At 64.0% G+C, this 23,664-nt stretch carries 24 protein-coding genes and 1 pseudogene; 9 read left to right on the top strand and 16 right to left on the bottom strand.

Features of this window, described 5'->3' with window-relative positions; genetic code table 11:
- Positions 1 to 53 precede the first annotated feature (53 nt).
- The 7 genes from ACVILI_RS31055 to ACVILI_RS31025 all read right to left on the bottom strand — a co-directional run bounded on the left by ACVILI_RS31055 (position 54) and on the right by ACVILI_RS31025 (position 5,536).
- Positions 54 to 1,499, bottom strand: a complete 1,446-nt coding sequence (locus tag ACVILI_RS31055; RefSeq protein ID WP_038649665.1) for an amidase — start codon at positions 1,497 to 1,499, stop codon at positions 54 to 56.
- 1 nt (position 1,500) lies between these two features.
- Entirely contained in the window at positions 1,501 to 2,406 is a 906-nt protein-coding gene (locus ACVILI_RS31050) for a ribokinase (RefSeq protein WP_038653364.1), read from the bottom strand.
- Positions 2,407 to 2,610: 204 nt separating this feature from the next.
- Positions 2,611 to 3,093, bottom strand: a complete 483-nt coding sequence (locus tag ACVILI_RS31045; protein WP_019861188.1) for a hypothetical protein — start codon at positions 3,091 to 3,093, stop codon at positions 2,611 to 2,613.
- Entirely contained in the window at positions 3,068 to 3,589 is a 522-nt protein-coding gene (locus ACVILI_RS31040; RefSeq protein ID WP_038649662.1) for a hypothetical protein, read from the bottom strand. Before ACVILI_RS31040 ends, ACVILI_RS31045 begins: the two co-directional genes overlap by 26 nt.
- The gene (locus ACVILI_RS31035) at positions 3,556 to 3,948 is read right to left on the bottom strand and encodes a hypothetical protein (RefSeq protein ID WP_019861186.1); all 393 of its coding nucleotides are present in this window, start codon (positions 3,946 to 3,948) and stop codon (positions 3,556 to 3,558) included. Before ACVILI_RS31035 ends, ACVILI_RS31040 begins: the two co-directional genes overlap by 34 nt.
- Before the next feature lie 20 nt (positions 3,949 to 3,968).
- Positions 3,969 to 4,439: a hypothetical protein gene (locus ACVILI_RS31030; protein WP_038649659.1), complete on the bottom strand. Its 471-nt coding sequence runs from the start codon at positions 4,437 to 4,439 to the stop codon at positions 3,969 to 3,971.
- A gap of 218 nt (positions 4,440 to 4,657) precedes the next feature.
- Entirely contained in the window at positions 4,658 to 5,536 is an 879-nt protein-coding gene (locus ACVILI_RS31025; RefSeq protein ID WP_038649656.1) for a methylated-DNA--[protein]-cysteine S-methyltransferase, read from the bottom strand.
- Positions 5,537 to 5,751: 215 nt separating this feature from the next.
- Here ACVILI_RS31025 and ACVILI_RS31020 point away from each other — a divergent pair, with 215 nt between their 5' ends.
- Entirely contained in the window at positions 5,752 to 6,567 is an 816-nt protein-coding gene (locus ACVILI_RS31020) for a class I SAM-dependent methyltransferase (protein WP_038649653.1), read from the top strand.
- An 86-nt stretch (positions 6,568 to 6,653) separates the two neighbouring features.
- Here ACVILI_RS31020 and ACVILI_RS31015 read toward each other — a convergent pair whose 3' ends face one another.
- Positions 6,654 to 7,148 (bottom strand): DUF2244 domain-containing protein, encoded by a 495-nt coding sequence (locus ACVILI_RS31015; protein ID WP_038649650.1) that lies wholly within the window; start codon positions 7,146 to 7,148, stop codon positions 6,654 to 6,656.
- A gap of 22 nt (positions 7,149 to 7,170) precedes the next feature.
- Here ACVILI_RS31015 and nth point away from each other — a divergent pair, with 22 nt between their 5' ends.
- Complete coding sequence (nth, locus tag ACVILI_RS31010) at positions 7,171 to 7,983, top strand: endonuclease III (protein WP_038649647.1); 813 nt, start codon at positions 7,171 to 7,173, stop codon at positions 7,981 to 7,983.
- A gap of 12 nt (positions 7,984 to 7,995) precedes the next feature.
- Here nth and ACVILI_RS31005 read toward each other — a convergent pair whose 3' ends face one another.
- From ACVILI_RS31005 to ACVILI_RS30990, 4 genes are all read right to left on the bottom strand, one after another.
- A complete protein-coding gene (locus ACVILI_RS31005) occupies positions 7,996 to 9,504 on the bottom strand; it encodes a tripartite tricarboxylate transporter permease (protein WP_038649644.1) in 1,509 nt (502 codons plus the stop codon).
- A gap of 21 nt (positions 9,505 to 9,525) precedes the next feature.
- Positions 9,526 to 9,987, bottom strand: coding sequence for a tripartite tricarboxylate transporter TctB family protein (locus tag ACVILI_RS31000; protein ID WP_038649641.1), 462 nt, complete (start codon positions 9,985 to 9,987; stop codon positions 9,526 to 9,528).
- A gap of 90 nt (positions 9,988 to 10,077) precedes the next feature.
- Positions 10,078 to 11,055 (bottom strand): tripartite tricarboxylate transporter substrate-binding protein, encoded by a 978-nt coding sequence (locus ACVILI_RS30995; RefSeq protein WP_038649638.1) that lies wholly within the window; start codon positions 11,053 to 11,055, stop codon positions 10,078 to 10,080.
- A gap of 251 nt (positions 11,056 to 11,306) precedes the next feature.
- On the bottom strand, positions 11,307 to 11,765 hold the full coding sequence (locus tag ACVILI_RS30990; protein WP_038649635.1) for a DUF2214 family protein: 459 nt from the start codon (positions 11,763 to 11,765) through the stop codon (positions 11,307 to 11,309).
- A 316-nt stretch (positions 11,766 to 12,081) separates the two neighbouring features.
- On the opposite strand from ACVILI_RS30990, the pseudogene ACVILI_RS30985 reads away from it, so the two are divergent.
- Positions 12,082 to 12,622 (top strand): annotated as a pseudogene (locus ACVILI_RS30985) (GNAT family N-acetyltransferase).
- A 22-nt stretch (positions 12,623 to 12,644) separates the two neighbouring features.
- Here the strand turns inward: ACVILI_RS30985 and ACVILI_RS30980 are convergent.
- Both ACVILI_RS30980 and ACVILI_RS30975 read right to left on the bottom strand, forming a co-directional pair.
- Positions 12,645 to 15,119 carry an EAL domain-containing protein gene (locus tag ACVILI_RS30980; protein WP_038649632.1) on the bottom strand — a complete coding sequence of 825 codons (2,475 nt, stop codon included), beginning with the start codon at positions 15,117 to 15,119 and terminating at the stop codon, positions 12,645 to 12,647.
- A gap of 281 nt (positions 15,120 to 15,400) precedes the next feature.
- Entirely contained in the window at positions 15,401 to 16,171 is a 771-nt protein-coding gene (locus ACVILI_RS30975) for an IclR family transcriptional regulator (RefSeq protein ID WP_038649629.1), read from the bottom strand.
- 181 nt (positions 16,172 to 16,352) lie between these two features.
- On the opposite strand from ACVILI_RS30975, the gene ACVILI_RS30970 reads away from it, so the two are divergent.
- The 5 genes from ACVILI_RS30970 (at position 16,353) to ACVILI_RS30950 (ending at position 21,580) form a co-directional block, all read left to right on the top strand.
- Positions 16,353 to 17,330: a Bug family tripartite tricarboxylate transporter substrate binding protein gene (locus tag ACVILI_RS30970; RefSeq protein WP_038649626.1), complete on the top strand. Its 978-nt coding sequence runs from the start codon at positions 16,353 to 16,355 to the stop codon at positions 17,328 to 17,330.
- Between the two features lie 137 nt (positions 17,331 to 17,467).
- Positions 17,468 to 18,004, top strand: a complete 537-nt coding sequence (locus ACVILI_RS30965; protein ID WP_038649623.1) for a tripartite tricarboxylate transporter TctB family protein — start codon at positions 17,468 to 17,470, stop codon at positions 18,002 to 18,004.
- Positions 18,005 to 18,008: 4 nt separating this feature from the next.
- Positions 18,009 to 19,532, top strand: a complete 1,524-nt coding sequence (locus ACVILI_RS30960; protein ID WP_019861173.1) for a tripartite tricarboxylate transporter permease — start codon at positions 18,009 to 18,011, stop codon at positions 19,530 to 19,532.
- A 15-nt stretch (positions 19,533 to 19,547) separates the two neighbouring features.
- Positions 19,548 to 20,732, top strand: coding sequence for a CaiB/BaiF CoA transferase family protein (locus ACVILI_RS30955; RefSeq protein WP_240564530.1), 1,185 nt, complete (start codon positions 19,548 to 19,550; stop codon positions 20,730 to 20,732).
- Entirely contained in the window at positions 20,729 to 21,580 is an 852-nt protein-coding gene (locus ACVILI_RS30950; RefSeq protein ID WP_019861169.1) for a citryl-CoA lyase, read from the top strand. Before ACVILI_RS30955 ends, ACVILI_RS30950 begins: the two co-directional genes overlap by 4 nt.
- Before the next feature lie 89 nt (positions 21,581 to 21,669).
- On the opposite strand, the gene ACVILI_RS30945 is transcribed toward ACVILI_RS30950, so the two are convergent.
- Complete coding sequence (locus tag ACVILI_RS30945; RefSeq protein WP_038649620.1) at positions 21,670 to 22,146, bottom strand: NUDIX hydrolase; 477 nt, start codon at positions 22,144 to 22,146, stop codon at positions 21,670 to 21,672.
- A gap of 125 nt (positions 22,147 to 22,271) precedes the next feature.
- Positions 22,272 to 22,610, bottom strand: coding sequence for a hypothetical protein (locus ACVILI_RS30940; protein WP_038649617.1), 339 nt, complete (start codon positions 22,608 to 22,610; stop codon positions 22,272 to 22,274).
- Between the two features lie 444 nt (positions 22,611 to 23,054).
- Between ACVILI_RS30940 and ACVILI_RS30935 the strand changes: the two genes are divergently transcribed.
- Positions 23,055 to 23,633 carry an invasion associated locus B family protein gene (locus ACVILI_RS30935; protein WP_038649614.1) on the top strand — a complete coding sequence of 193 codons (579 nt, stop codon included), beginning with the start codon at positions 23,055 to 23,057 and terminating at the stop codon, positions 23,631 to 23,633.
- Positions 23,634 to 23,664 lie beyond the last annotated feature (31 nt).

The following is a 23,664-nucleotide window of genomic DNA, read 5'->3' as shown; positions in this document are numbered from 1 at the left end:
GGCCGCAGCCTCCACGCAAGACGTCCGAGAAGCACCTCGCCGTCGTATGCGCGTCAGGCGCCGGCAGGCCAAGGCAGTGTCGCCTCATAGGCCGCCGCCGCCCTCAGCACAGCGAGATCGCCACGCGGCCGGCCTATCAGCTGCATGCCCATTGGCCGACCCTTGTCGTCGAAGCCGACCGGCACGTTGACCGCCGGGCAGCCGCCAAGCGTGGCGAAGGCTGAAACCTGCATCCAGCGGTGATAGCTGTCCATCGGCCGTCCCGCGACCTCACTGGGCCAGTGCATGCCGACGTCGAAGGGGAAGACCTGCGCGGTGGGCAGGGCGATGAGGTCGAAGCGGTCGAAGATCGACAGCAGCATCCGATGCCAGGAGGTGCGCACGACCGAGGCCGCGCGGATCTGCGGCGCCGTCAGCCGCATGGCGTTCTCGATTTCCCATATGGCTTCCGGCTTCAGCAAGCCTCGTCTGGATGGATCGTCATAGTGGACCTTGAGGGCGCAACCGCTGCTGGCCTGGCGCAGCGTCACGAAGGCCTGCCAGAGCGCCTCGAAGTCGAAATCCGGCAGCAAGGGCTCCGCTGGGAAGGATGCATCCGCGAACCGGCCGAGAGCCGCCTCGCACAGATCGAGAATGCCGGCCTCGATCGGCAGATGGCCGCCGAGGTCGCCGAACCAGGCGACGCGGCCGCCGGTCGAGGGCGGTGCAAGCCCTTCGAGGAACGAACCCGGTTTCTCATAAGACAGGGGCGCCTGCGGATGGTAGCCCGCCTGCACGTCGAGCAGCAGCGCCATGTCGGCGACGTTGCGGCCCATCGGGCCTTCGACACCCATCTGCGCGTGGAAGACCTCAAGATCGGGTCCGGCGGGAACAAGCCCTTGCGACGGCCGGAAACCGTAGACATTGTTCCAGCCTGCCGGATTGCGCAGCGAGCCGCCGAAGTCGCTGCCATCGGCGACGGGCACCATGTCGAGCGCCAGCGCCACCGCCGCGCCACCGCTCGAGCCGCCGGCGGTGAGCGCCGGATCGAAGGCGTTCAGCGTCGGCCCGAAGACGTTGTTGTAGGTGTTGGAGCCGAGCCCGAATTCGGGGACATTGGTCTTGCCGATGATGATGGCGCCGGCGTTGCGGATGCGCTCGACGAAGAAATCGTCTTCCTGCGGCACGAAATCGGCGAAGATCGGCGAGCCGAAGGAGGTTCTGAGGCCAGTCGTCGAGGCGAGGTCCTTGATGGCGATCGGCAGGCCGAAGAGTGTCCCGGTTTCGCTCGCCTGCCTGGCATCGGCTGCATCGGCCTCGCGCAGGATATCGCCGCGATCGCGCAACGAGACGATGGCGTTGACCTGCGGGTTAACCGCTTCGATGCGGTCGAGGAAGGCCGTCACCACCTCGCGTACGGACAGTTTCTTGCGACGGATGGCGCCGGCAAGCTCGATAGCGGACAGGCGGCAGATATCGCCGGCCGGCGGCACAGCGTGTTTCGTCTCAGGGCGCATCATTTCAGCTGACGTCCTGCAAGGCTTGATCGACATCCCTGGCCAGCGGGATCGACGGCTGGGCGCCGGGCTTGAGACATGCGAGCGAGCCCGCCGCACCGGCTCGCGCCAGCGCCTTGTCGAGCGCAAGGCCGGACGACAGGCCGGCAGCGAAGTAGCCGCAGAAGGTGTCGCCGGCGCCGACTGTGTCGACAGGCGTGATCTTCATGGCCGCAACGGTGAGGAAATCGCTTGGCGTCGCCGCCATGACGCCATCGCCGCCGAGGGTGACGACGATGGTGCGGCCGGTTTTCGCGGCAAAGTCGCGCATGCGTGCCGCACGGTCGCGGCCGTTCAGCGCCAGCGCCTCGCCATAGAGGTCGAACTCGGTCTCGTTGGCGACGGCATAATCGGCCTTGCCGAGGAAAGCCGCCGCGTCGCCCTGGAAAGGAGCGGTGTTGAGCACGGTGATGGCGCCGGCGGCCCGTGCCTGTTCGAGTGCCGCATCGACGGTCGCTAGCGGGATCTCGTGCTGGAGCAGCACGACATCGCCCTTTTTCAGGAAGGCCTTGGAGAGGTCGCCGGGCACCACGGAAGCATTGGCGCCGGGAACCACGGCGATGATGTTCTCGCCATCGGCACCGACCATGATCAGTGCCGTTCCGGTCGAGGCAAAGGTTTCGCCCACGCCCGACAGGTCGACCATGGCCTCGCGCAGCAATGCCAGCGCCTCGCCGGCGAAACTGTCCTTGCCGACGGCGCCGACCATGCGCACCGGGACACCGGCGCGCGCGGCGGCAAGCGCCTGGTTGGCGCCCTTGCCGCCGGGCGCCGTGGCGAAACCGGAACCGCTCACCGTTTCGCCGGGGCTCGGCAAGCGGTCGACTTTGGCGATAAGGTCGAGATTGATCGAGCCGATGACGACTATCAAGAAAGTGCCTCCCTGCCAGCGCTGGCCGGAAATCAGGATCGACTTTCGGAAAGCACGATGTGGATCGAGATCCACAATGTGGATCGAGATGGCGAGGTGCGCCGGTGCATCCGTATCCATGCGCCGTCACCCCGGTGCGGGGAAGCTAGCGCGTCATGCGATGAGTTGCCAGACCATGTGGATGTCAAAAAGCGATTTGTCGCCTCACTCGCAGCGCACGGTGACGGTGCCCTGATAGCTGCCGGCGGGAAAGATGCCGCTCGACTTGGTGGCGGTGAGATCGACCTGCAGGGCGTGGGTACCGTTGGTGACCCTTTGCGGCACGCTTCCGTTGATGTCGACCCCCGAGCCATCGAGCCGGAAGACAGAGGCGAAAGTGACGTTGGTGCCGCCGCCGCTCGGCGCGGACGAGAATGCGGCAGGCGCCGGCGCCGAAACCGAATAGCAGTCGAGCAAGTTGAGGATGGAGCACAATAGGGAGCTCGCCACCACGGTGGCGCTGGCGCTCGATCCGCCTGCCTGTTTGGAGCCCAGTATGCTGATGGCCGGATTTGCGGTCATCGTCCCCGATGCCCCGACCATGATTGTGCAGGTGCCGATGATCACAGCTTGCGCGGGAAGGCAGAAGCCGGCAAGGGCTGCCATCGTAAGCAGCGCGCGACTATTTCTTTTTCTTTTTCTTGCCATCGCTGTTTCCGGTCCTGATGGTCCAGCCTTCGTTGGCCCATCCAGGTGACGCGGCCGCGGTGGCGGGAGCGCTGGTGGCCACGCTTCCCGTCGGGCCGTCGCCGCGGAGGCCCATTTTGAGCAGTTTCAGCTCCAGTTGCAGGCGCTGGACTTCCAGTTCGTAGAGGCGGCTGCAATCGAGGCGTTTCGGTGTGCGCCCGATCGGGATCACCACCCGGCCATAGGTCGCGACGCCATTGTCCGTCTGGTTGTTGCCTCTGATCACGCCGAGATCGACATAGGCACCGGAACCGGAAACGGCGGAACGGCAAGTGGTGCCGTCCGCGGCATGGACCTCGTCCTGGCCCTGGGGCAAGGTGACGCCGGGCAAATTGAAGCCGTTCTCGTTCTGGTTGAGATTGTAGATCTGGTCCTGGGCCTGGGTTGGAGCGGTGCTTGCCACAGCAGCCGCGAGTGCCAGCGTCAGGACTTGCGGTGCCCAAAAAACTTTCCGCATATCTGCGCCCTTATCTGCGTCTGCTGGTTGGGGAAGGGGATGCTTTCGGTACAGATACGCACTTTACGCTCGGCAGCGCCGCCGAAGGGCACGACCACAAGGACCGGACGGGAAGCCTGGGCACCGAGCTGGAAGGCAGCCGGTGATATCCTGGCGTCCACCGGCTGAAAATCCTGATCGTAGACGTGGATTTCGATCTTGATCTTCTGGTCGTATGGATTGGCCGGGAAGACGCGAACCGCGAAGACGTCGGTGAAACTGTTGACCTCGCCGCGCATCGGCGACATCGACTGGGCCGCAGCGGCAGCAGGGATCAGGCCGACGGCCAGCGCCGTCGCCAGGGGTCCAAAAAATTTCAAGGATGCCTCCTTCCCGGGCGCTACTCGCAGCGCAGCGTTACCGTTGCCTGATAGTTGCCGTTGGCGAAGCGGTTGCTGCCGCCCTTCGTGCCGGCGAGATGGACCGAAACGAGGTCGGCGCCGGGTGTGCTGATGGCGGTCGCGGAACCGGTCTCGACGATGGAGTGCGCACCGGCGGAAGAGTAGGTTGGTGTCCAGGTGGTCGATGTCGTGTCGGCCGACGGCACCGTCGTGGCGGTAACCGGATCGACGCTCACCGACACGCCGCCTGTCGTCGTCAGCGTGACGGTTCCGGCAGAGCCGCCGCTGTTGTGGGAACTGAGTGTCTGGAGGTCGGGACTGACCGTCATCGTGCCGTTGGTGGCAATGACAAGCGTGCAGGTCGGGGTGATCGTGCCATTGAAAATGACATTTTGCGTCGCAGCCAATGCAGGCTGGCCCAGACACGCGACCAGCAAGGTTGCACCGAAGGCGGTGCGAAACAACTTCATCGAGACCTCCTATTAAGTCGGATCGCCCGAATTAACAGGAGTCATGATCGCTTTATCGTGGTTAATTTAGCGTAAACTAAAATAATTCGCGGAAATAACATCTTATAAAAACCGAAGGTTGTCCCCGGTTGTATCGTGAATTTCCGATAGAGCCCAAGTAATACTTTCCGCTTTCCAAGATCTGTAAATTTCTTCGCCGAAAACTGGAAAAACGATATTTATGATGACACTTGACCTGCCTCCCAGCCAAGGATGGCGCGCTTGCGGGTCAGGCCCCAGTGGTAGCCGGTGAGGTCGCCGGACTTGCCGATGGCGCGATGGCAAGGCACCACGAAGGAGAGCGGGTTTGCGCCATTGGCGGCGCCGACCGCGCGGCTGGCGCTTGGCGCGCCGATGCTGGCGGCGATCGAGGAATAGGTGCGGGCCTTGCCCATCGGGATCTGCAGCAGCGCCTCCCAGACGCGAACCTGGAAGTCGGTGCCGATCATGACGACATGCAGCGGCTGGTCGGGGCGCCACAGCGTCGGATCGAAGATGCGCGCGGCGTAAGGACCGGTCGCGGCCAGGTCCTCGACATAGATGGCGTTCGGCCAGCGGCTGGACATGTCGGCGAAGGCGGCGCGCTCCTCGCCGGGGTCGCTGAAGGCGAGGCCGGCAAGCCCGCGGTCGGTGGCCATGATCAGGGCGGTGCCGAAGGGCGAGGGATGGTAGCCGTAGCGGATGGTGAGGCCGGCGCCGCGCGTCTTGTAGTCGCCCGGCGACATTGCCTCATGGGTGACGAACAGGTCATGCAGCCGGCCAGGGCCGGACATGCCCAGTTCGAACGAGGTTTCGAGCAGCGGCATGCCGGAATCGAGCAACCGGCGGGCGTGGTCGAGCGTCACCGCCTGCAGGAAGGCTTTGGGCGACAGGCCGGCCCAGCGGGTGAAGAGTTTTTGCAGGCCGGTTGGCGTCTCGCCGACCTCCTCGGCAAGCTCCTCGAGCGAAGGCTGGTCGCGATAGTCGAGGCTGATCTTCTCGATAGCGCGGCGCACGATCTCGTAGTCGCTGCCTTGCGGCGTGATGTCCTTTTTGAGGACGGCTGTCTGTGTGCTCATCGAACTGTCTCCTTGGCCAGGAATATCGCCCCTTGGGGCGGCGATCGCCACCCGAAACTTGCCTTCTTGCCGCGCATACCCAGATAGACTCGGGGGTTTGAGAGCCTGTTCCATCCCGATGGGTCGGGATGGGGCTCTCTCTTTGTGTTCGAGCATGATCTTTTCCGAAAACCGGTATCCACTTTTCGGGATCATGCTCCTGCCAGGAGTCGCTCATGGCTGGCGAGAAAGTGCATCTGACCGGGGCTAAGGAAACGTTGCTGATGACGCTATACGGCAAGGCGCTGGAGAGCCAGTTGCCCCATTCGCTGCTTGGGGATCATTTCGCCGACGAGGCGGTGCGCAAGATCGACTATGACTTCTCCAGGCTCAAGGTCGACGAGAATCTCGGCATCGGCCTGGCGATCCGGGCCAAGACACTGGACGTTCGTGTAGAGGATTTTCTGGCCAGAAATCCCGGCGCCATCGTGCTGCATCTGGGCTGCGGGTTCGATACGCGCATCTTCCGTGTCGATCCGCCGCCAGGCGTGGACTGGTTCGATGTCGACTATCCCCAGGTCATCGAACTCAGGCGAAAACTTTACCCGTCACGCGACCGTTATCATCTCATCGCTTCGTCGGTGACCGAGCCCGGCTGGCTGGCCGAAGTGCCCCACAACCGCCCGGCCATCGTGGTGGCGGAAGGGCTGACGCCCTATCTTCCCGCCGATGAGGGGCTGCGCCTGGTTTCGCGGCTTGTCTCGCATCTTGCCGGCGGCGAGCTGATGTTCGACGCCTACAGCCGTTTCGGCCTGACGCTGCTTCGTCTCAATCCCACCATCAAGGCGACTGGCGCCGAGGTTCACTGGGCGATCGATGATCCGCACGAGCTGGAGCTGGCGGTTCCGAAACTGCGGTTCGTCGAGGATATTTCCGCCTACATGCCCGAACACGCCGCCCGCATGGGCTGGCCCGCCAAACTCTTCGTTCGCCTTTGGAAACACATTCCGGCGCTGCGCAAGGTCGGCAGGCTTCTGCGCTATCGGTTCTAGAGCAATTCCAGGAAAAGTGTGAACGGTTTTCCCGGGAAAAGCGCGTAGCGCTTTCCCTAGGGAATTGCGTCAAAACAAAGAGCCGTTTAGCGCGCCTTGGCGGTCGCCAGCGCGCGCGAAAAGGCTGTCGCAAAGCTCTCGCGGGACTCGGGGTCGAGAAAGCCGCCGATCGGCACGTTCTGGCCTTGGCCTTCAACCGTCATTTTGGTGATGCCGATCTCGGCGTGACGGGCGACCGAAAACCGGGCCCAGAACGGGTTGAAGCGGTGGGCTTCCGATTTTCCCGAAGGGGCCGTCTTGCGGATGTCGAGGGTGGTACGCGAGACCGATACCTCCTCGCGGGCGCGGGCGGCGCGGTAGTTGACGCGGAAGGCGATGTAGACGGCGACCACGTCGAGACCGAAGAAGCCGAATACCGGCCAGGCGCCGCGCGACAGGAAGAACGCGCCGGTCGCCAGCCAGCCGAACGACAAAGCGGCCATCAGGACCAGGAAGCCTGTCCTGCCAAGCGACCGGTGTGGGGTCAGCAATGCGTGAAAGAAGGGCTCGTCGGCCTGGAACGAGGCGTTTGTGTCGCTCATGACAGGATATTATAGGAGGGAAATGGCGAGCCCCAAGTCCAAAGATTCTTCCATGCCCGAAAAAGAATTGCCGCCAGGACGGCGCGATGGTTCCAATGCCAAGCCGCGCCCACGGCCGGTGCGGCGGACGTCGCGCTACGGTCCGGCGGAAGTGCACGAGATCTTCCGCCGGTTTTCCGTCCAGCGGCCGGAGCCGAAGGGTGAGCTCGAACATGTCAACGCGTTTACGCTCTTGGTGGCGGTGGTGCTTTCGGCGCAGGCGACCGATGCCGGCGTCAACAAAGCGACAAGGGCCTTGTTCAAAGCCGCCGACACGCCGCGGAAGATGCTGGCGCTGGGCGAGGCCAAGGTCGGCGACTATATCAGGACCATCGGTCTGTGGCGCAACAAGGCCAAGAACGTCATCGCGCTGTCGGAAGCGCTGATCCGCGACCACGGCGGGGAAGTGCCCGACAACCGCGACGAGCTGGTCAAGCTGCCAGGCGTCGGGCGCAAGACCGCCAATGTCGTGCTCAACATGGCCTTCGGCCAGCATACGATGGCGGTCGACACGCATATTTTCCGGATTGGCAACCGGCTTGGCCTGGCGCCCGGCAAGACGCCCGAACAGGTCGAGCAAGGGCTGCTGAAAATCATCCCGGACGAATATATGCGCCATGCGCATCACTGGCTGATCCTGCATGGGCGCTATGTCTGCAAGGCGCGCAAGCCGGATTGCCCGGCCTGCGTCATCGCCGATATCTGCAAGGCTGAGGAGAAGACGACCAGCATTCCGGCGCCCCTGGTGCCGATCGCTCCGCTCGATCCGGTGGACGAGGTTCAGAGCCAAGGCTGACTGGCCCGGGCTTCAACTCTCCTCCACGAACACCTCTTCGCGCTTCTTCTTGACCGAGGGCAGGAAGACGATGACGAGCACGGCCAGCGCCACCAGCAGCAGGCCGGCGCTGATCGGCCGCGTCAGGAAGGTTGAGGCGTCGCCGCGCGACAGGATCATGGCGCGGCGCAGGTTTTCCTCGAGCAGCGGGCCGAGCACGAAGCCGAGCAGCAGGGGTGCCGGTTCGCAGCGCAGCTTGGTGAGGACATAGCCGAGCAGGCCGAAGAAGGCGACGGCATAGAGATCGAAAGCATTGGTGTTGACGCTGTAAACGCCGATCGAGCAGAACGCCATGATGATCGGGAAGAGCACGTAATAGGGGATCGTCAGCAGCTTCACCCAAAGGCCGATCAGCGGCAGGTTGAGGATGATCAGCATCAGATTGCCGATCCACATCGATGCGATGATGCCCCAGAACAGCGCCGGCTGCTCGGTGGCGACATTGGGGCCGGGCACGATGCCCTGGATGATCATGGCGCCGATCATCAGCGCCATGACAGGATTGGCCGGAATGCCCAGCGTCAGCATCGGGATGAAGGAGGTCTGGGCGCCGGCATTGTTGGCCGATTCCGGTCCGGCGACGCCGGCGATGGCGCCCTTGCCGAATTCCTGCGGTGTTTTCGACACGCGTTTCTCGACCGAATAGGAGGCAAAGGCCGCAAGCACCGCACCACCGCCGGGCAGAATGCCGAGCGCCGAACCGATGATGGTTCCGCGCACGATGGGTGCTGCCATACGCTTGAAGTCGTCGCGGGTCGGCATCAGGCCGGAGACCTTGCTGATCAGCACCGAGCGCTCATGCTCGTTTTCAAGGTTGCGCAGGATCTCGGCGACGCCGAAGACGCCGACCGCCACCGCGACGAAATTCAGCCCGTCGGCATATTCGCGGATGCCAAGGGTGAAGCGCGGCGCGCCGGTGTAGATGTCGGTGCCGACGATGCCAAGCAGCAGGCCGAGCACGACCATCGCCAGCGCCTTGACGATCGAGCCATGGGCGAGCGCGATGGACGAGACGAGGCCGACGATCATCAACGAAAAATACTCCGCCGCGCCGAACTGCAGGGCTATCGCCGTCAACGGCGGGGCAAAGACGGCGACGAGGAAGGTCGACACCGTGCCGGCGAAGAACGAGCCGATCGCGGCGATCGCCAATGCCGCCCCGGCGCGGCCCTGGCGGGCCATCTGATAGCCGTCGATGGCGGTGACGGCCGACGAGGATTCACCGGGCATGTTGATGAGAATGGCGGTGGTCGAGCCGCCATACTGGGCGCCGTAGTAGATGCCGGCAAGCATGATGAGGGAAGAAACCGGGTCGCCGATCTGGAAGGTGATCGGCAACAGCATGGCGATGGTTGCGGTGGCGCCGATGCCGGGCAGGACGCCGATCAGCGTGCCGAGCAGGACGCCGATCAGGCAGAAGCCGAGATTGGCCGGCGTCGAGGCGGTCGAAAAGCCGAGCGCGAGATTGTTGAGCAAGTCCATGTCAGCGTCTCACAATGCCAGTCATGAGGGCAGCCAGGGGCCGAAGCGCTGGAACGGCAGGCCGAGCGCGTAGCTGAAGACGAGGACCGAGAACAGCGTCAGGCCAGCCGACAACACGAGCGCGGTGAGCGGCTTCATGCGGCCGCTGGCGAAGGCGGCGATCAGCGCCGTCAGGAAGATCGACGGCACGAAGCCGAGGCCGCGCACCGTCAGGCCGAAGAAGATCGGCGCCGGCAGGATGAACAACATGCCGCGCCACGCCACTGGGCCGATCGGCTCACCCTCGACGCGTATCGCCTGGACGAGGATGATGGCGCCTAGCAGGATCAGCACGATCGCCAGGACCAGCGGGAAATAGCCCGGCCCCATGCGCAACGCCGTGCCGATTTCGAGGCTGAGCGACTGCAGCGCGAAGAACGCACCGAAAAAGATGAACAGCGCGGCGCACAGGCCGTTGGTCCTGTCGATTGCGAAAGGTTTCATGACGGTCCTCCCAGGCGCTGGGGCCTGCCGTTGCAAATGGGAAATCGGATCGAAGCGAACGGGGCGCCGCGGGCGCCCCGTTTCAAGCCATCAGTCGGCGTACTGGCCGGCGGCTTCGATGATCGGCTTCCAGCGCGCGATCTCGCTTTCCAGCTTGGCCTTCAGCGCCGCCGGCGTCGCGTCGGCCTCCGATGACGGCCTGGTGCCGAGTTCGGCGAAGCGGGCGATGACGTTCGGGTCCTTCAGGGCAACCTGGAGCGATTTCGACAGGCGGTCGGTGATCTCGGCCGGCGTGCCCTTCGGCGCATAGAGGCCGTGCCAGATGCCGACCTGCACCGCGGGGAGGCCGGCTTCGATCGTCGTCGGCACATCCTTCAGCACGTCGAGGCGCTCCGGCGAGGTGACGGCATAGGCCTTGATCGTGCCGCCCTGGATCTGCTTGGTGGTGTTGGTGGTCTGGTCGCACATAATGTCGACCTGGCCGCCGAGAAGATCGGTCATGGCCGGGCCGGTGCCCTTGTAGGGCACGGTGACCAGCGGCGTGCCGATGGCGCTCATGAACAGCATGCCGCACAGATGCGAGGCCGCACCGATACCGGCATTGGCGACGGTGATGCTGTCCTTGTTGGCGTTGGCGTAGTCGACAAGCCCTTTCAGATCGGTCGGCGGAAGATCCTTGCGGCCGATGATGGTCATCGGCACTTCGGTCACCAGGCCGACATATTCAAAGGCGTTCAGCGTGTCGTAGGCCAGCTTTCTGTAGAGCGTCGCACTCGTCGCCATGCCGATGTGATGGAGGAGCAGCGTGTAGCCATCGGGATCGGCATTGGCGACGCGGCCCGCGCCGAGCGTGCCGCCGGCGCCGCCGACATTCTCGACGATGACCTGCTGGCCGAGATCCTTCGACATGGCTTCCGCGACGAGCCGGGTGACGGTGTCGGTCGGACCGCCTGCCGCAAACGGCACGACAACGGTGATGGTACGTTCGGGATAGGATTGTGCGTCGGCGGCGAACGAATAAAGCGTGACGGCCGCGGCGGCGGCCAGAGCGGCAACAAATTTTCGCATCGTAATTCTCCTCCGGGATATGAATAAACCGCTGCGCGGAACTCCTCTCAATGCCGGCCGCGGATGAAACAACAACCAGCGCACGCCAATAGATTGCAATCGGACTCAAATGGCAAACTGGGATATCTGCGGCAGCCGGCACGCAACGAATAGATGTTCGAACCACAAGGCGGGATCCGAAACGGTCGATAGTCGACCGGCTTCGGCAAATGCCGATTGCAGACCCTACTCGCTCACGTTCTATTCCAGATCTATTGGTAGCCGTAACCGCGCGCCATCGCCGCCGCGAAGACCGGGATCAGCAGGAAGACGAAGGCCTCGGCGCGGATATAGGTCTTCACCGAGGCCAGTTCGCCCGCCGGCACGGCGAAGGCGGGATTGGCGCTGGCCTGCCGGTTCCAGGAAATGAAGCGCACGGTCGGGATGATCGACAGCAGGCCGACAATGCCGAATGCCGCCATCTTGGCCCAGAACATCCAGTTGTAGACGTAGAACTCCCAACCCTTGAGGCCCCAGAAGACACGGCCGATGCCGACGATGATGATGAGTGAGGCGATGATGCCATAGTGGCGGTCGATGCCGGCGAGTCGCTTAAGGGTTACGGCGGGCAGGTCGCCGCGGATCAGCACGAATTCGGCGCCGATGATCCCTGCCAGGGAAAACACCAGCAGATGATGGATAATGGCAAGCACAAGGTCGGTCGTGTCCATGTTTCTTCCCTTGGGTTGAGCACGCGTCTGAAAAGGTCGCGCCGCAAATGTGCTGAATCAGCCTGCCGGGAAATTAACACCGTCGGGCAGAATTCCCATAGAAGCTGAATCCCTGGTCTTAGGCGGCGTTGACGCTCGGTCCAGGCACGTTAGGTTCGCAGGCATGACCGGTCTGGAACGCCCCCTGTATCCGATGGCCTGGCGCGGCTGAAGATCTGCTTCGGGCTGCTATTCTGGATGATGGCGAGTCGCCCGCTGGCCCTTGCACCGCAGGGGCAATTTGCTAAGCGCGGACAAGATCAGCGAGGCAAATCCCATGAACAACCGCAAAGTGACCGTCGCTCCCGTCATCGAGACGCAGCGAACCATTCTGCGGGCGCACCGGCTGGAGGATTTCGACGCCTATGCAACAATGTGGGCCGACCCGGCCGTTACCCGCTTCATCGGCGGCAAGCCGCGCACGCGCGAGGAAAGCTGGATGCGCTTCCTGCGTCATGCCGGCCTGTGGTCGCTGCTCGGCTACGGCTTCTGGGCGATCGAGGAGAAGGCGACGGGCCGCTTCGTCGGCGAGGCCGGGTTTCACGACCTGAAGCGCGACATGGAGCCGTCGATCGAAGGCATTCCCGAGGCCGGATGGGCGCTGGCGCCGGAAGTGCACGGGGCAGGCCTCGCCACAGAGGTCGTCGGCCGTGTCCTGGCCTGGGGCGAAGAAACCTTCGGACGGGTGAAAACCGTCTGCATCATCGATCCCCGAGAATACCGCCTCGTTGAATGTCGCTGACAAGGTCGGCTATCGCGAGGTGTTGCGGACCACCTATCATGACGCGCCGACCGTGCTGCTGGAGCGGCTGTCCTGAACGGCATTGCAGCTCCGGTAGACTAGCCCGCCTTGCGGCGCAGCTTCCGCGCCAGATCGGCCCATGGATCGACGCTTTCGACGGCCGGCGTGACGCCTCGGCCTAGCAGCACCGTCGAGGCATCGAACGGCGTCGGTCTGGCGATCCCATAGCCCTGGGCATAGTCGACGCCGATGGTCTTCAGCGCGGCGGCGATACCGTCGCTCTCGACGAACTCGGCGATGGTGCGCTTGCCCATGACCTTGCCGATGTGGTGGATCATCTCGACCATGGCGCGGTCGATGCGGTCGTCCAGCATGTCCTTGACGAAGCTGCCGTCGATCTTGAGGTAGTCGACCGGCAGGTGCTTCAGATACGCGAAAGACGACATGCCGGAGCCGAAATCGTCGAGCGCGAAGCGGCAGCCCAGGCCGCGCAGATCGGCAATGAAGCGCATGGCGTTGGTGAGATTGGCGATAGCGCTGGTTTCGGTGATCTCCAGGCAGATCATGGCAGGCGAAATGCCATGGATGAGGAATTGCTCGCGCAGGAAGCCGAGAAAGCTTTCGTCGCCGAAAGTCGCGCCGGAAAGATTGATGGCGCATGTTGCGATGGGCGGCGTGCGCGGATCGGCCTGCCGGGCGGCCAGGATGCGGAAGGTGTTGCGCACCACCCAGCGGTCGATCGACGGCATCAGGCCGTAGCGCTCGGCCGCGGGAATGAAACTCTGCGGTGTGACGAAGCTGCCATCTTCGTCGGTCAGCCGCAACAGGATCTCTATATGCGCTCCAGCCTCGACGACGTCGTCGTTGAGCGGCCAGATTTCCTGAGCATGAAGCCGGAAACGGTCTTGCTCCAGCGCGGCGTGCAGGCGCTGCACCCAGGCCATCTCGCCAAAACGCTCGCGCAAGTCGACGTCGCCATCGCTGTGGATCTGGACGCGGTTGCGGCCCTTTTCCTTGGCCATGTAGCAGGCGACGTCGGCGGCCCGTAGCGTTTCCTCGATCGTCACCTGCGCATTGGCGATCTCCACCATGCCGACACTGACGCTGGTGTTGAACGGCCTGCCATCCCAGACGAAATGCAGGTTCTGCACCGCCGCGCGCAGCCGTTCGGCGATGTCGCACGCTTCGTTGGCTCCACAATCGACGAGCAGCACGCCGAACTCATCGCCGCCCAACCGTGCCAGCACGTCGCCCGGCCGCAAATCGCAGGTCAGCAGCGCCGAGATCTGGCGCAGCAACTGGTCGCCCGCCGCATGGCCGCACGTATCGTTGACCAGCTTGAACTGATCGAGATCGAGATACATCAAGGCGTGTTGCCGGGGCTGGCCCTGCAATTCGACGATGGTCCTTTCCAACCGGCTTTCGAAATCGCGCCGGTTGGCGAGCCCGGTCAACGCATCATGCGAAGCCTGCCACGAAAGCCGCTCGATATAATCCTCTTCGCGCGTCATGTCGTGGAAGGCGAGCACGGCACCGACGACCTCACCGGAAACGAGCAGCGGTGCGCCGGTCAATGCGACGGGAACAACAGAGCCGTCCGGCCGCTGCAGCAATTGTGGACGGGCGCTGGACCGGCGCGCTTCGCCGGCCAGGAGACGCTCGACCAACTGCGTTTCTTCAACGCCGGTGTCCTTGTCGACGAGGCGAAAGAACGCTGCGATGGGTTTGCCCCTGGCAGTGCCGAGCGGGCATGCCAGCAGCTTCTCGGCAACCGCATTCATGTAGTCGAGCCGCCCGTCGCGGCCGGTGCAGACGACGGCCTGGCCGATCGAAGCCAGCGTGATCTGGGCGCGCTCGCGCTCGGCATTGAGCGCCAACTGGAAGGCCTGGCGCTGCGCCAGGAGCTTGCGCGTGCGCCACACGGCAAGCAGGATCAACGATGCGGCCGTGACGAGATTGGCGAAGGTAAGCAGCATCCGGATGAAGCGCGATCCTTCGCCGAGACTGTCCGAGAAAGCCTTGGACAACGGGGTGACCTGATGATCGAGCCGATGGATTTCCGCTTTCCAGGCGCCGATCTCGGCTGCCGACGCCGGCCCCTTGCCCAGCGTCGCATGCATCGTATCGCCGAGCCGCTGGATGGCGAGGATCATCGTGTCGGCCGCTGCCCAGTCCCGAATGGCGGTGTCGAGATAGCTGAAGTTCCGGAAATTCTGGAAAAGCCAGATCATCCCGGCGACGTCGTCCGGGTGGTTTCTGCCTTGCAGGAAGCCTGCCCGCGCGGCCTCTGTATCGGGCTCGGGCTGCTCCAGCGCCAGGCGGGCCGAACGGTCGGCCAGCGGAACGGCGATCGCTTCGCGATACTCGCCGAAGAACTCCTCATTGCCGGTGTCCGCATAGAGGCTGAGGAAATAGATCGCGTGCTTTTGCCCCTTGGACCACTGGCTTTCGCCGCCGACATAGGCGCGAACCGCCGAAAGGGTGTGTAGGCTGAGGCTGGCGACCAGCGCCTGGATGAGGACGACGGCGATGAACGGCCAGACGAGCCCGAGAAGACGGGGGCTGGCGTCCATCGATGACGGCTTAGAATCCACGGACGTGCCATGATCCTGTCAGCGCGTCTGTCCGACTGTTTCACCCGTCGGTTGAGACGATTTTCTTCTCTCATGTCGCTCAAATGGCGACAACAAGCGGGTATCACGCGGGACTTAACAGCAAATAAATAGTTCCGTCCTCTATGAAGCCTTTTCTTGATTTGGGTAGCCGAATATTACGCCACGTCAAGTGACTGCTTCGAGTTGAATCGGGTTGTATTCGAAGCTTATCGGTCCTTTTCCGGGCCGCAACCGCGCGGCTAGCGCACAGTCTCCGTTGCGAGACTTGCCTGTTCGAGCATCGAGGCATCCTCGCCAAAGGCACGGGTGGCACGGGCTGCCGCCTCGAGCAGAGGCCGTTTCATGCGCTCGAGGAAGGCGGCATCGACGCGCGTGCTGGGACCAGCCAGCGTCAGCGCGCCGAGCAGCACACGCCCCGGTCCGAATACCGGTGCCGAGATGCCCGCCGTTTCGGGATCCCGATCGCCGACGGCGAGGCAGTTGCAGGTCCGGCGTATGGTCTCATAGGGTTCGCCCGGCTGGCCGGAAAACGCCGCAAGCACGCGGCCGCCGGAGCCGAGAAGCAAAGGCAATACGTCACCCTCGCGGATCGTGTAGCGGATCGGATGCTTGGATTCGACGCGGTAAAGACAGGTGCGGACGTCGCCCGAGCGGACATAGAAGGCAACGCTCTCCCAGCTGCGCTCGGAAAGGTCGCGCATGATCGGCAGCAGGATGTCGACCGCCACGACCGAACGCTGATAGAGCGTGCCCAGCCGGAAGGTTGCAGGCCCGACACGATAGCGCCCGTCGTCCAGCCGCTCGAGCAGTTGCCCACGCAGCAGCGAACTGGCCAGCCGCAGGATCGTGCTCTTGTAAAGACCGGTGCGCGCCGCGATTTCCGCCAGGCTGAGCGAGCGGTCGGCCGTGGTGAAGGCATCGAGGATGGCAATCGCCCGATCAAGGGCCGCGACACCTTCGGCGGACGCGCGCCGGCTTACAGCATCAGTTGATCTGCTTGGTGAGTCCATTGTGGTTCCAACCCCGAGATGCCCGAGGGCCAGTCTGTCGCGCTGCCGGGGCGTTCTGTCCAGCAGAATATCGTTCCTGTTGACAGAACTCGGTAACATCTGCTTGAACTCGATCACGGGTCTGTGAATGCAGGCGCGTTTGGCAGGCACCGGAGGAGGTGTCGCGATCTGGAGGAATCCCATGCTGAACAGACGCAGATTTTTGATGAGCACGGCGGCTGCAGGCGCTGCCGGCCTTGCAGGACTTCATCTCACGCCCGCTTTCGCCGAAGGGGCACCGCAGATCCAGATATTCGTTCCGGCGGCGCCCGGCGGCGGCTGGGACCAGACGGGGCGCACGATGGATCAGGTGATGCGCGCAGAGAAGCTGATCTCCGGCTCGCAGATCACCAATGTCGGCGGCGCCGGCGGCACGGTCGGGCTGCCGCAATTCATCAGCCAGTGGAACGGCAAGGGCAATTCGCTGATGGTGGCCGGCATGGTCATGGTCGGCGCCATCATCGCCAACAAGGCCGCCAACAATCTGACGCAAGTCACGCCGATCGCCCGTCTCACCGGCGAATTCGAGGCCCTGGTGGTGCCGGCGGAGTCGCCCTTCAAGACGGCCGCCGATTTCGTCGCCGCGCTGAAGGCCGATCCGACGAAGGTTCCCGTCGCCGGTGGTTCGGCCGGTGGCTCCGACCACATCCTGTTCGGCCTGATCGCCAAGACGGTAGGCGTTCCGGCGACCAATCTTTCCTATGTGCCGTTCGCCGGCGGCGGCGAGGCCTTGTCGGCGCTGCTCGGCAATCAGGTGGCGGCCGGCATTTCCGGCTTTGGCGAATTCTCCGAACAGGTCAAGGCCGGCGCGCTCAGGCTGCTCGCCATCTCGGCCGACAAGCGCCAGGACGGCATCGACGCGCCGACGCTGAAGGAAGCCGGCATCGATGTCGAACTGTTCAACTGGCGCGGCGTCTTCGCGCCCCCTGGCGTGTCCGACGCCGACAAGGCGGCGATGATCACGCTGGTGGAGACCATGGCCAAGAGCGATGCCTGGGCGACCGAATGCAAGAACCGCAACTGGACGCGCATCCTGCTCACCGGCGACGACTATGCGAAATTCGTTGCCGAGGATTCGGCGCGTATCGAAGCCATCCTCAAGGATCTCGGCCTCGCCTGATTTCCCCAGGGGACGGCGCGAGCCGTCCCTTATTTTCTCAAGTCCGCCGATCGCATCGCAGATGAGATCGGTCATGGACTGACAGCATGAAGGCCGATGACAGCCGTCTTGGCCCGTAATCCTGGGGAGGACATTCCATGAGCACCATCAACCAGCCGACGGCGCCCTCGCGCCTTGCCGTGCCGGAATTGCTTGTTGGCATCGGGCTTCTCGCCTGTGCCGGCGCTGTCGCCTGGCAGACGCTGGCGATCCCGGTGTCGCCGCTCTACTCCAAGGTCGGCCCGACCGTCTTTCCCTACCTCACCATGGTCGGCCTGATGGTGCTTGCGCTGCTGCTCATCCTCGCCGCGTTTCGCGGCGGATGGCAGCCGGAGGAGGAAAAGGAAACGCCGACCGATTGGAGGGCGATGGGCTTTGTCGTCATCGGCCTTCTGGCCAACCTGCTGCTCATCCGGCCGCTCGGCTTCACGGCGGCATCGGTGATCATGTTCGTTCTCGTCTGCTACGGCTTCGGCAGCAGGCATACGCTGCGCGACGCGCTCACCGGCCTTGTCCTGGCGCTGGCCGCCTATTTCGGCTTCGCCAGGGCGCTCGGCGTCAACATCGGTGCCGGCTTCATCGAGAACCAGCTGAACACGGTGATCGACGCGATTGCCGGCGCGTTTGGGGCGTGAGACCATGAACACGCTCGAACAACTCGCCCACGGCTTCTCGGTCGCCTTCACCCCGGTCAATCTTCTGTGGTGCCTGCTCGGCACCACGCTCGGCACCGCCATCGGCGTGCTGCCTGGCCTCGGGCCGGCGCTGACCATCGCGTTGCTTCTGCCGATCACTTATCAGGTGGCGCCGGAAGCGTCCTTCATCCTGTTCGCCGGCATCTATTACGGCGCCATGTATGGCGGCTCGACGACGTCGATCCTGCTCAACACGCCAGGCGAAAGCGCCACCATCGTCACCGCGCTGGAGGGCAACAAGATGGCGCGGTCCGGCCGTGGGGGTGCTGCCCTTGCCACCTCGGCTATCGGTTCGTTCGTTGCCGGCACGCTCGGCACGCTGGGTGTCGCCTTCCTGGCGCCGGTGGTGGTCAAGTTCGCGCTGGCCTTCGGGCCGGCCGAATATTTCTCGCTGATGGTGCTGGCCTTCATCACGGTTTCGGCCGTGCTCGGCTCGTCCTCTGTGCGCGGGCTCACCAGCCTGTTTGCCGGCTTCGTTATCGGCATGATCGGCGTCGACCTGCAGACTGGCCAGCCGCGCTTCACCTTCGGCACGACCGAACTGCTCGACGGCGTCGACGTCATCATCGCCGCCGTCGGCCTGTTCGCGGTCGGCGAGACGCTCTACATGGCCTCGCGCCGCTATGCCGGCAAGGACGAGATCGTGCCGCTGAAAGGCTCGCTCTACATGACCGCGGCCGAATGGGGCCGCTCGTGGAAGGCCTGGCTGCGCGGTGCGGCGATCGGCTTCCCGATCGGCGCCATGCCGGCCGGCGGCGCCGAGATCCCGACCTTCCTGTCCTATGCCATCGAGAAGAAGCTGTCGAAGCACAAGGAGGAATTCGGCACGGTCGGCGCCATCGAGGGCGTTGCCGGTCCGGAGGCCGCCAACAATGCGTCGGCCGCCGGCGTGCTGGTGCCGATGCTGACGCTCGGCCTGCCGACCTCGGCGACGGCGGCGATCATGCTGTCGGCGTTCCAGAGCTACGGCATCAATCCCGGGCCGCTGCTACTGACGACGCAGGCCAATTTGGTCTGGGGCCTGATCGCCAGCCTGTTCATCGCCAACGTCATCCTCGTCATCCTCAATTTGCCGCTGATCGGACTGTGGGTGCGGCTGCTGAAGATCCCGGCTCCGCAGCTCTATGCCGGCATCCTGGTGTTCGCGACCGTCGGCACCTACGGCATCTCGCAATCGCCCATCGATCTCGTGATCCTCTATCTCCTGGGGGCGGCGGGCTTCCTGATGCGGCGCTTCGATTTCCCGACCGCGCCTGTGATCATCGGCATGATCCTGGGACCGCTCGCCGAAACCCAGTTCCGCCGGGCGATGACCATCTCGAATGGCGATTGGTCGGTGTTCTACAAGCATCCGCTGTCGCTGACGCTGCTGACGCTCGCCTTCATCGGCCTGGTCGGGCCGCATATCTGGGCCTTCATCGAGCACCGCCGGCGGCGCGGGCCGGAGCATGTGCCGGGCGATGCCTGATCGATTTGAGACGATATGACAGACCTGCTTTCCGGTATCCGCGTCCTTGACCTGACCAATGTTCTGGCCGGGCCCTATTGTGCCTATCAGCTGGCGCTGCTGGGGGCCGACGTGATCAAAGTCGAGGGACCGCAAGGCGGCGACCTGGCGCGTCAGCTCGGCGGTTCGCCAAGGCTCAACCAAGCCGGTATGGGCGCCTCGTTCCTGGCGCAGAACGCCGGCAAACGATCTGTCATGCTCGATCTGAAGACAGAAGCCGATCGCGAGCGTTTCCTCGATCTGGTCGCCAGTGCCGACGCGCTGGTGGAGAATTTCCGCCCCGGCGTGATGCATCGGCTTGGCCTCGGCCATGAGGCGCTGAAGGCTGTCCGCCCCGGTCTCGTCTATTGCGCGATATCGGGTTTCGGCCAGACCGGGCCGATGCGCGACAATCCCGCCTACGACCAGATCATCCAGGGCCTGTCGGGCATCATGAGCATCACCGGCACGCCGGAAACGGCGCCGCTGCGCGTCGGCTATCCGGTCGCCGATACGCTGGGCGGTCTGGTCGGCGCGTTCGCGATCGCATCGGCGTTGGTCAGGCAGAAGACAACGGGCGAGGGCGCCTTCCTCGACGTCTCGATGCTCGAATGCACGCTTTCCGCGCTTGGCTGGCCGGTGTCGAACTATCTGACGGCAGGGGTCGATCCCAGGCCGATGGGCAATGAGAACATGACGGCGGCACCTTCCGGCGCCTTTCGTACCGGCGATGGATTGCTCAACATCGCCGCCAACAAGCAGGAGCAGTTCGTGACGCTTTGCCGGCTGATTGGACGGCCGGAACTGGCGTCCGATCCTCGCTTCGCGGAGCGCGAGACGCGCAAGAAGAACCGTGCTGCGCTGAAAACCGAGATCGAGGACGCCCTGACAGATGCTCCGGCGGCCGCCTGGGAGGAAAGGTTGAACCGGGCAGGCGTGCCGGCGGGCCGGGTGCTGACGATCCCGCAAGTGCTGGCCGAGCCGCAAGTGCTCGAACGCCAGGTGACCGCCAATTTTGACGATGTCGCCGGGATGGACAGGCCGCTGACCGTTCTGCGCGGCGGCTTCATGGTCGATGGCGCGGCGCCGTTGCCGACGAAGCCGCCACCGGCGCTCGGCGAGCATATGGATGAGATTTTCGCCGGCCTGTCGCCGCGCGCCAAGGCAAAGGCACAGGCATGAGCGACGCGGAGAAGAAGTCAGGCCGTGAGCGCGGCGAGGAATGGTGGCAGACCGGCATCATCGAGATGAGCCCCGGCGTCATCCGGCTGCGCGGCTATGAAATCCAGGACCTGATCGGCCGTGTCTCCTTCCCGGCGATGATCTGGCTGATGTTGCGTGGTGAATTGCCCAGCGAAGACCAGGCGGCACTGCTCGGCATCGCGCTGGGCGCGGCGGTCGACCATGGGCCGCAGGCGCCGTCGATCGCCATCGCCCGCATGGCGGCAACCTGTGGTGTCGGCATCAACAGCGCCATGGCCTCGGCCATCAATGTGCTCGGCGACGTGCATGGCGGCGCCGGCGAACAAGCGCTGTCCTTCTACGGGGATATCGCTGTGGCGATCGATGGCGGGATGGCGCTGGGGGAGGCGGTCTCGGTACGGCTCGACCGGTTCTTCGTCGAGGAAAAGGGTTATGTGCCGGGGCTCGGCCACCGCTTTCACCCGGTCGATCCGCGCGCGCCGCGCCTGTTGGAACTGACCCGCGAATTTGCCGCGCGTGGCGTCGTCAATGGACGGTTCGCCGACATCGCCAAGGTGATCGAGGCGGAGGTCGCACGCCGCAAGGGCAAGAGGATACCGCTCAACATCGATGGCGCCACGGCCGTCATCTATGGCGAACTCGGCTTCCCGCCGCCGCTGACGCGCGGGCTCTTCGTGCTGTCACGCTCCGTCGGCATCCTGGCGCACGCCTGGGAGCAGTCGCAGCAGAGCGAGCGCAACAAGGGGCCGCTGCCGCGCGAATGGTTGTGGGCCTATACCGGCATGCCGGTACGCCCTCTTCCCGAAGAGGGCGGTACGAGCGGCTGAGGAATTGTCCTGTTGTTTTGACGCAATTCCCAAGGGAAAGCGCTACGCGCTTTCCCTTGAAAACCGTTCACACTTTTTCTGGAATTGCTTTAGGTCGCGTCGGTCGGCGTGGGCTGGGGAAGTGTCAGGGTCTTCACCAGCGTCGAAAGATCCGGTTCGTCGATCAACATCGCCGCGTCGGCCGGCGTCAGCCAGGCCCGCTGTCGCCGCTTGGCCTCCTGCCAGTTGGCCAGTTCCTCGGTCACTTCAAGCAGGTAGACGATGACGTCGACATGGACAAAGCGGTTGGCCAACCGCTTCCAATAGGAATAGGTGCCGGCCGGCTGCTTCAGGGTCTTGCCAAGCACGCCGGCTTCTTCCATCGCCTCGATGGTCGCGGCCTTGCGTCCGTTCTTGCCTTTCATCGGCCACCCCTTGGGGACGATGAAGCGTCTCGTCGTTCTCGACGTGACCAGCATCACCTCGAAACTCTCATCCGCGGTCAAGCGAAAGGGGATCGCCGCCACTTGGCGGATTCTTTCCCCTTTCTTGGCCCGGCGTACGGCCTTTTTCTTCGTGGTTGTCATCTGCAATAGTCCAGTCGGTCAGTGCCCCATAGCGTGACGTGGCGCCTTTGCAGACCCAAACTGCCGCAGGGGCACCCTCAAGGTCCCCTACCATGTAAGTCGGCTAAATAAAAGAAGCCCGCCTGTCAGCGGCAGCTGCTCACGGCCGTGTTGCCGATGATCTGCGTCTGGCAGCCCGGCCTGACCCGCGGCACGACCGGCAGTGGCTGCTGGACGATTACGCGGTCCTGGTCGCGGTACTGCTGTTGCTGCAACTGGAATTGCTGCCGCTGAATGCGGCTCTGCAAGGCCTGCAGATCGTTCTGCTGGATCAGCGCGTTGCTGTTGATCGCGGGATTGGCCACCTGCGCGGAAGCGGGCAGCGCAAAGCCGGCCACAAAAGTCGCGGCCAGCACCGCCGATGCAAATCTCATCGATAGTCGACGCGCCGACGTCGGCATATTCCCGCGAAAAATCCTGTTCATTCCCGCAATATAGGGTGTTTGTCCGGCGATGCCATGGCTGGTCCATCTGTTACCTTGAAATCAATCGCGACCCCGCCGTCCGGCCTGCGGCCACGGATTACAGGCAACGCCAGCGCTGGAGACCGGAACGGACATCGCATTTAGTGAGATTGCCAGCGTTGCCTCTATGGAAGGCCGGGAGTGGAGTTCTCCAACACAAGAAGCGGGAGATCGAAGGTCGCTTCGCGGCGGCGCAGATTCTGCCCGGCAACCTCGCATTGCACTTGACGGAAGCGATCGATTCGCCGCTCTATCGGGTCGGCGCCGGCCTCGGGCTGAATGGCGCCCGCATGTCCGTCAGGTACAATGGCGCCTTCGGGGAAACGGTCAACAGAATACAGTCAGCCGTCTCTCAAAGTCAGTTTCCAGGCTGGCTCGAGGCGGAGCCGGGCGGGAGAGGTCTTGATGAGGAAATACGCGTATTTGGTTGCGATGCTGGGTGCGGCCTGCATCGCCGGTGTGCCGGCAGTGGCCGCGCAGACCAAAGGCGACAAGGTGGCGGCTCCGCCCGCCGCAGCCGATGCGCCACAACTGCCGGGCGGGGCATCGGCCTTGTCCGAAACCCATGGCGACTGGACGGTCAATTGCCAGATATCGGGCACGAACAAGGTCTGCAGCCTGTCGCACCAACAGTTCAACAAGCAAAGCAACCAACGGCTGCTGGCGATCGAACTGTCGAGCAAGACCGGCGATGACGCGACAGGCACTCTTGCCCTGCCGTTTGGGCTGGCGCTCGCCAAGGGCGTCACCCTGACCATCGATGACCAGAAGCTGGACGGCAGCCTGGCATTTAACACTTGCCAGGCCGTCGGCTGCCTGGTGCCGGTGGCGTTTGACGCCAATGTCACGCCGCTGCTCAAGAACGGCACGACGCTGAAGATCGACGCCTTCGCGGCGGATACGGGACAAGCGGTGAGCTTTTCCATTCCGCTCAACGGTTTCGGCGGCGCGCTCGCCCGCACGGCGGAGCTCTTGTCAAACTGACGGCTCAGACCGGAATCGGATGCGCGGCGTC

The sequence above is a fragment of the Mesorhizobium sp. USDA 4775 genome (assembly GCF_054062655.1).
The sequence above is the reverse complement of the archived record's forward strand: the minus strand, read 5'-3'. Positions and strand labels throughout refer to the sequence as shown.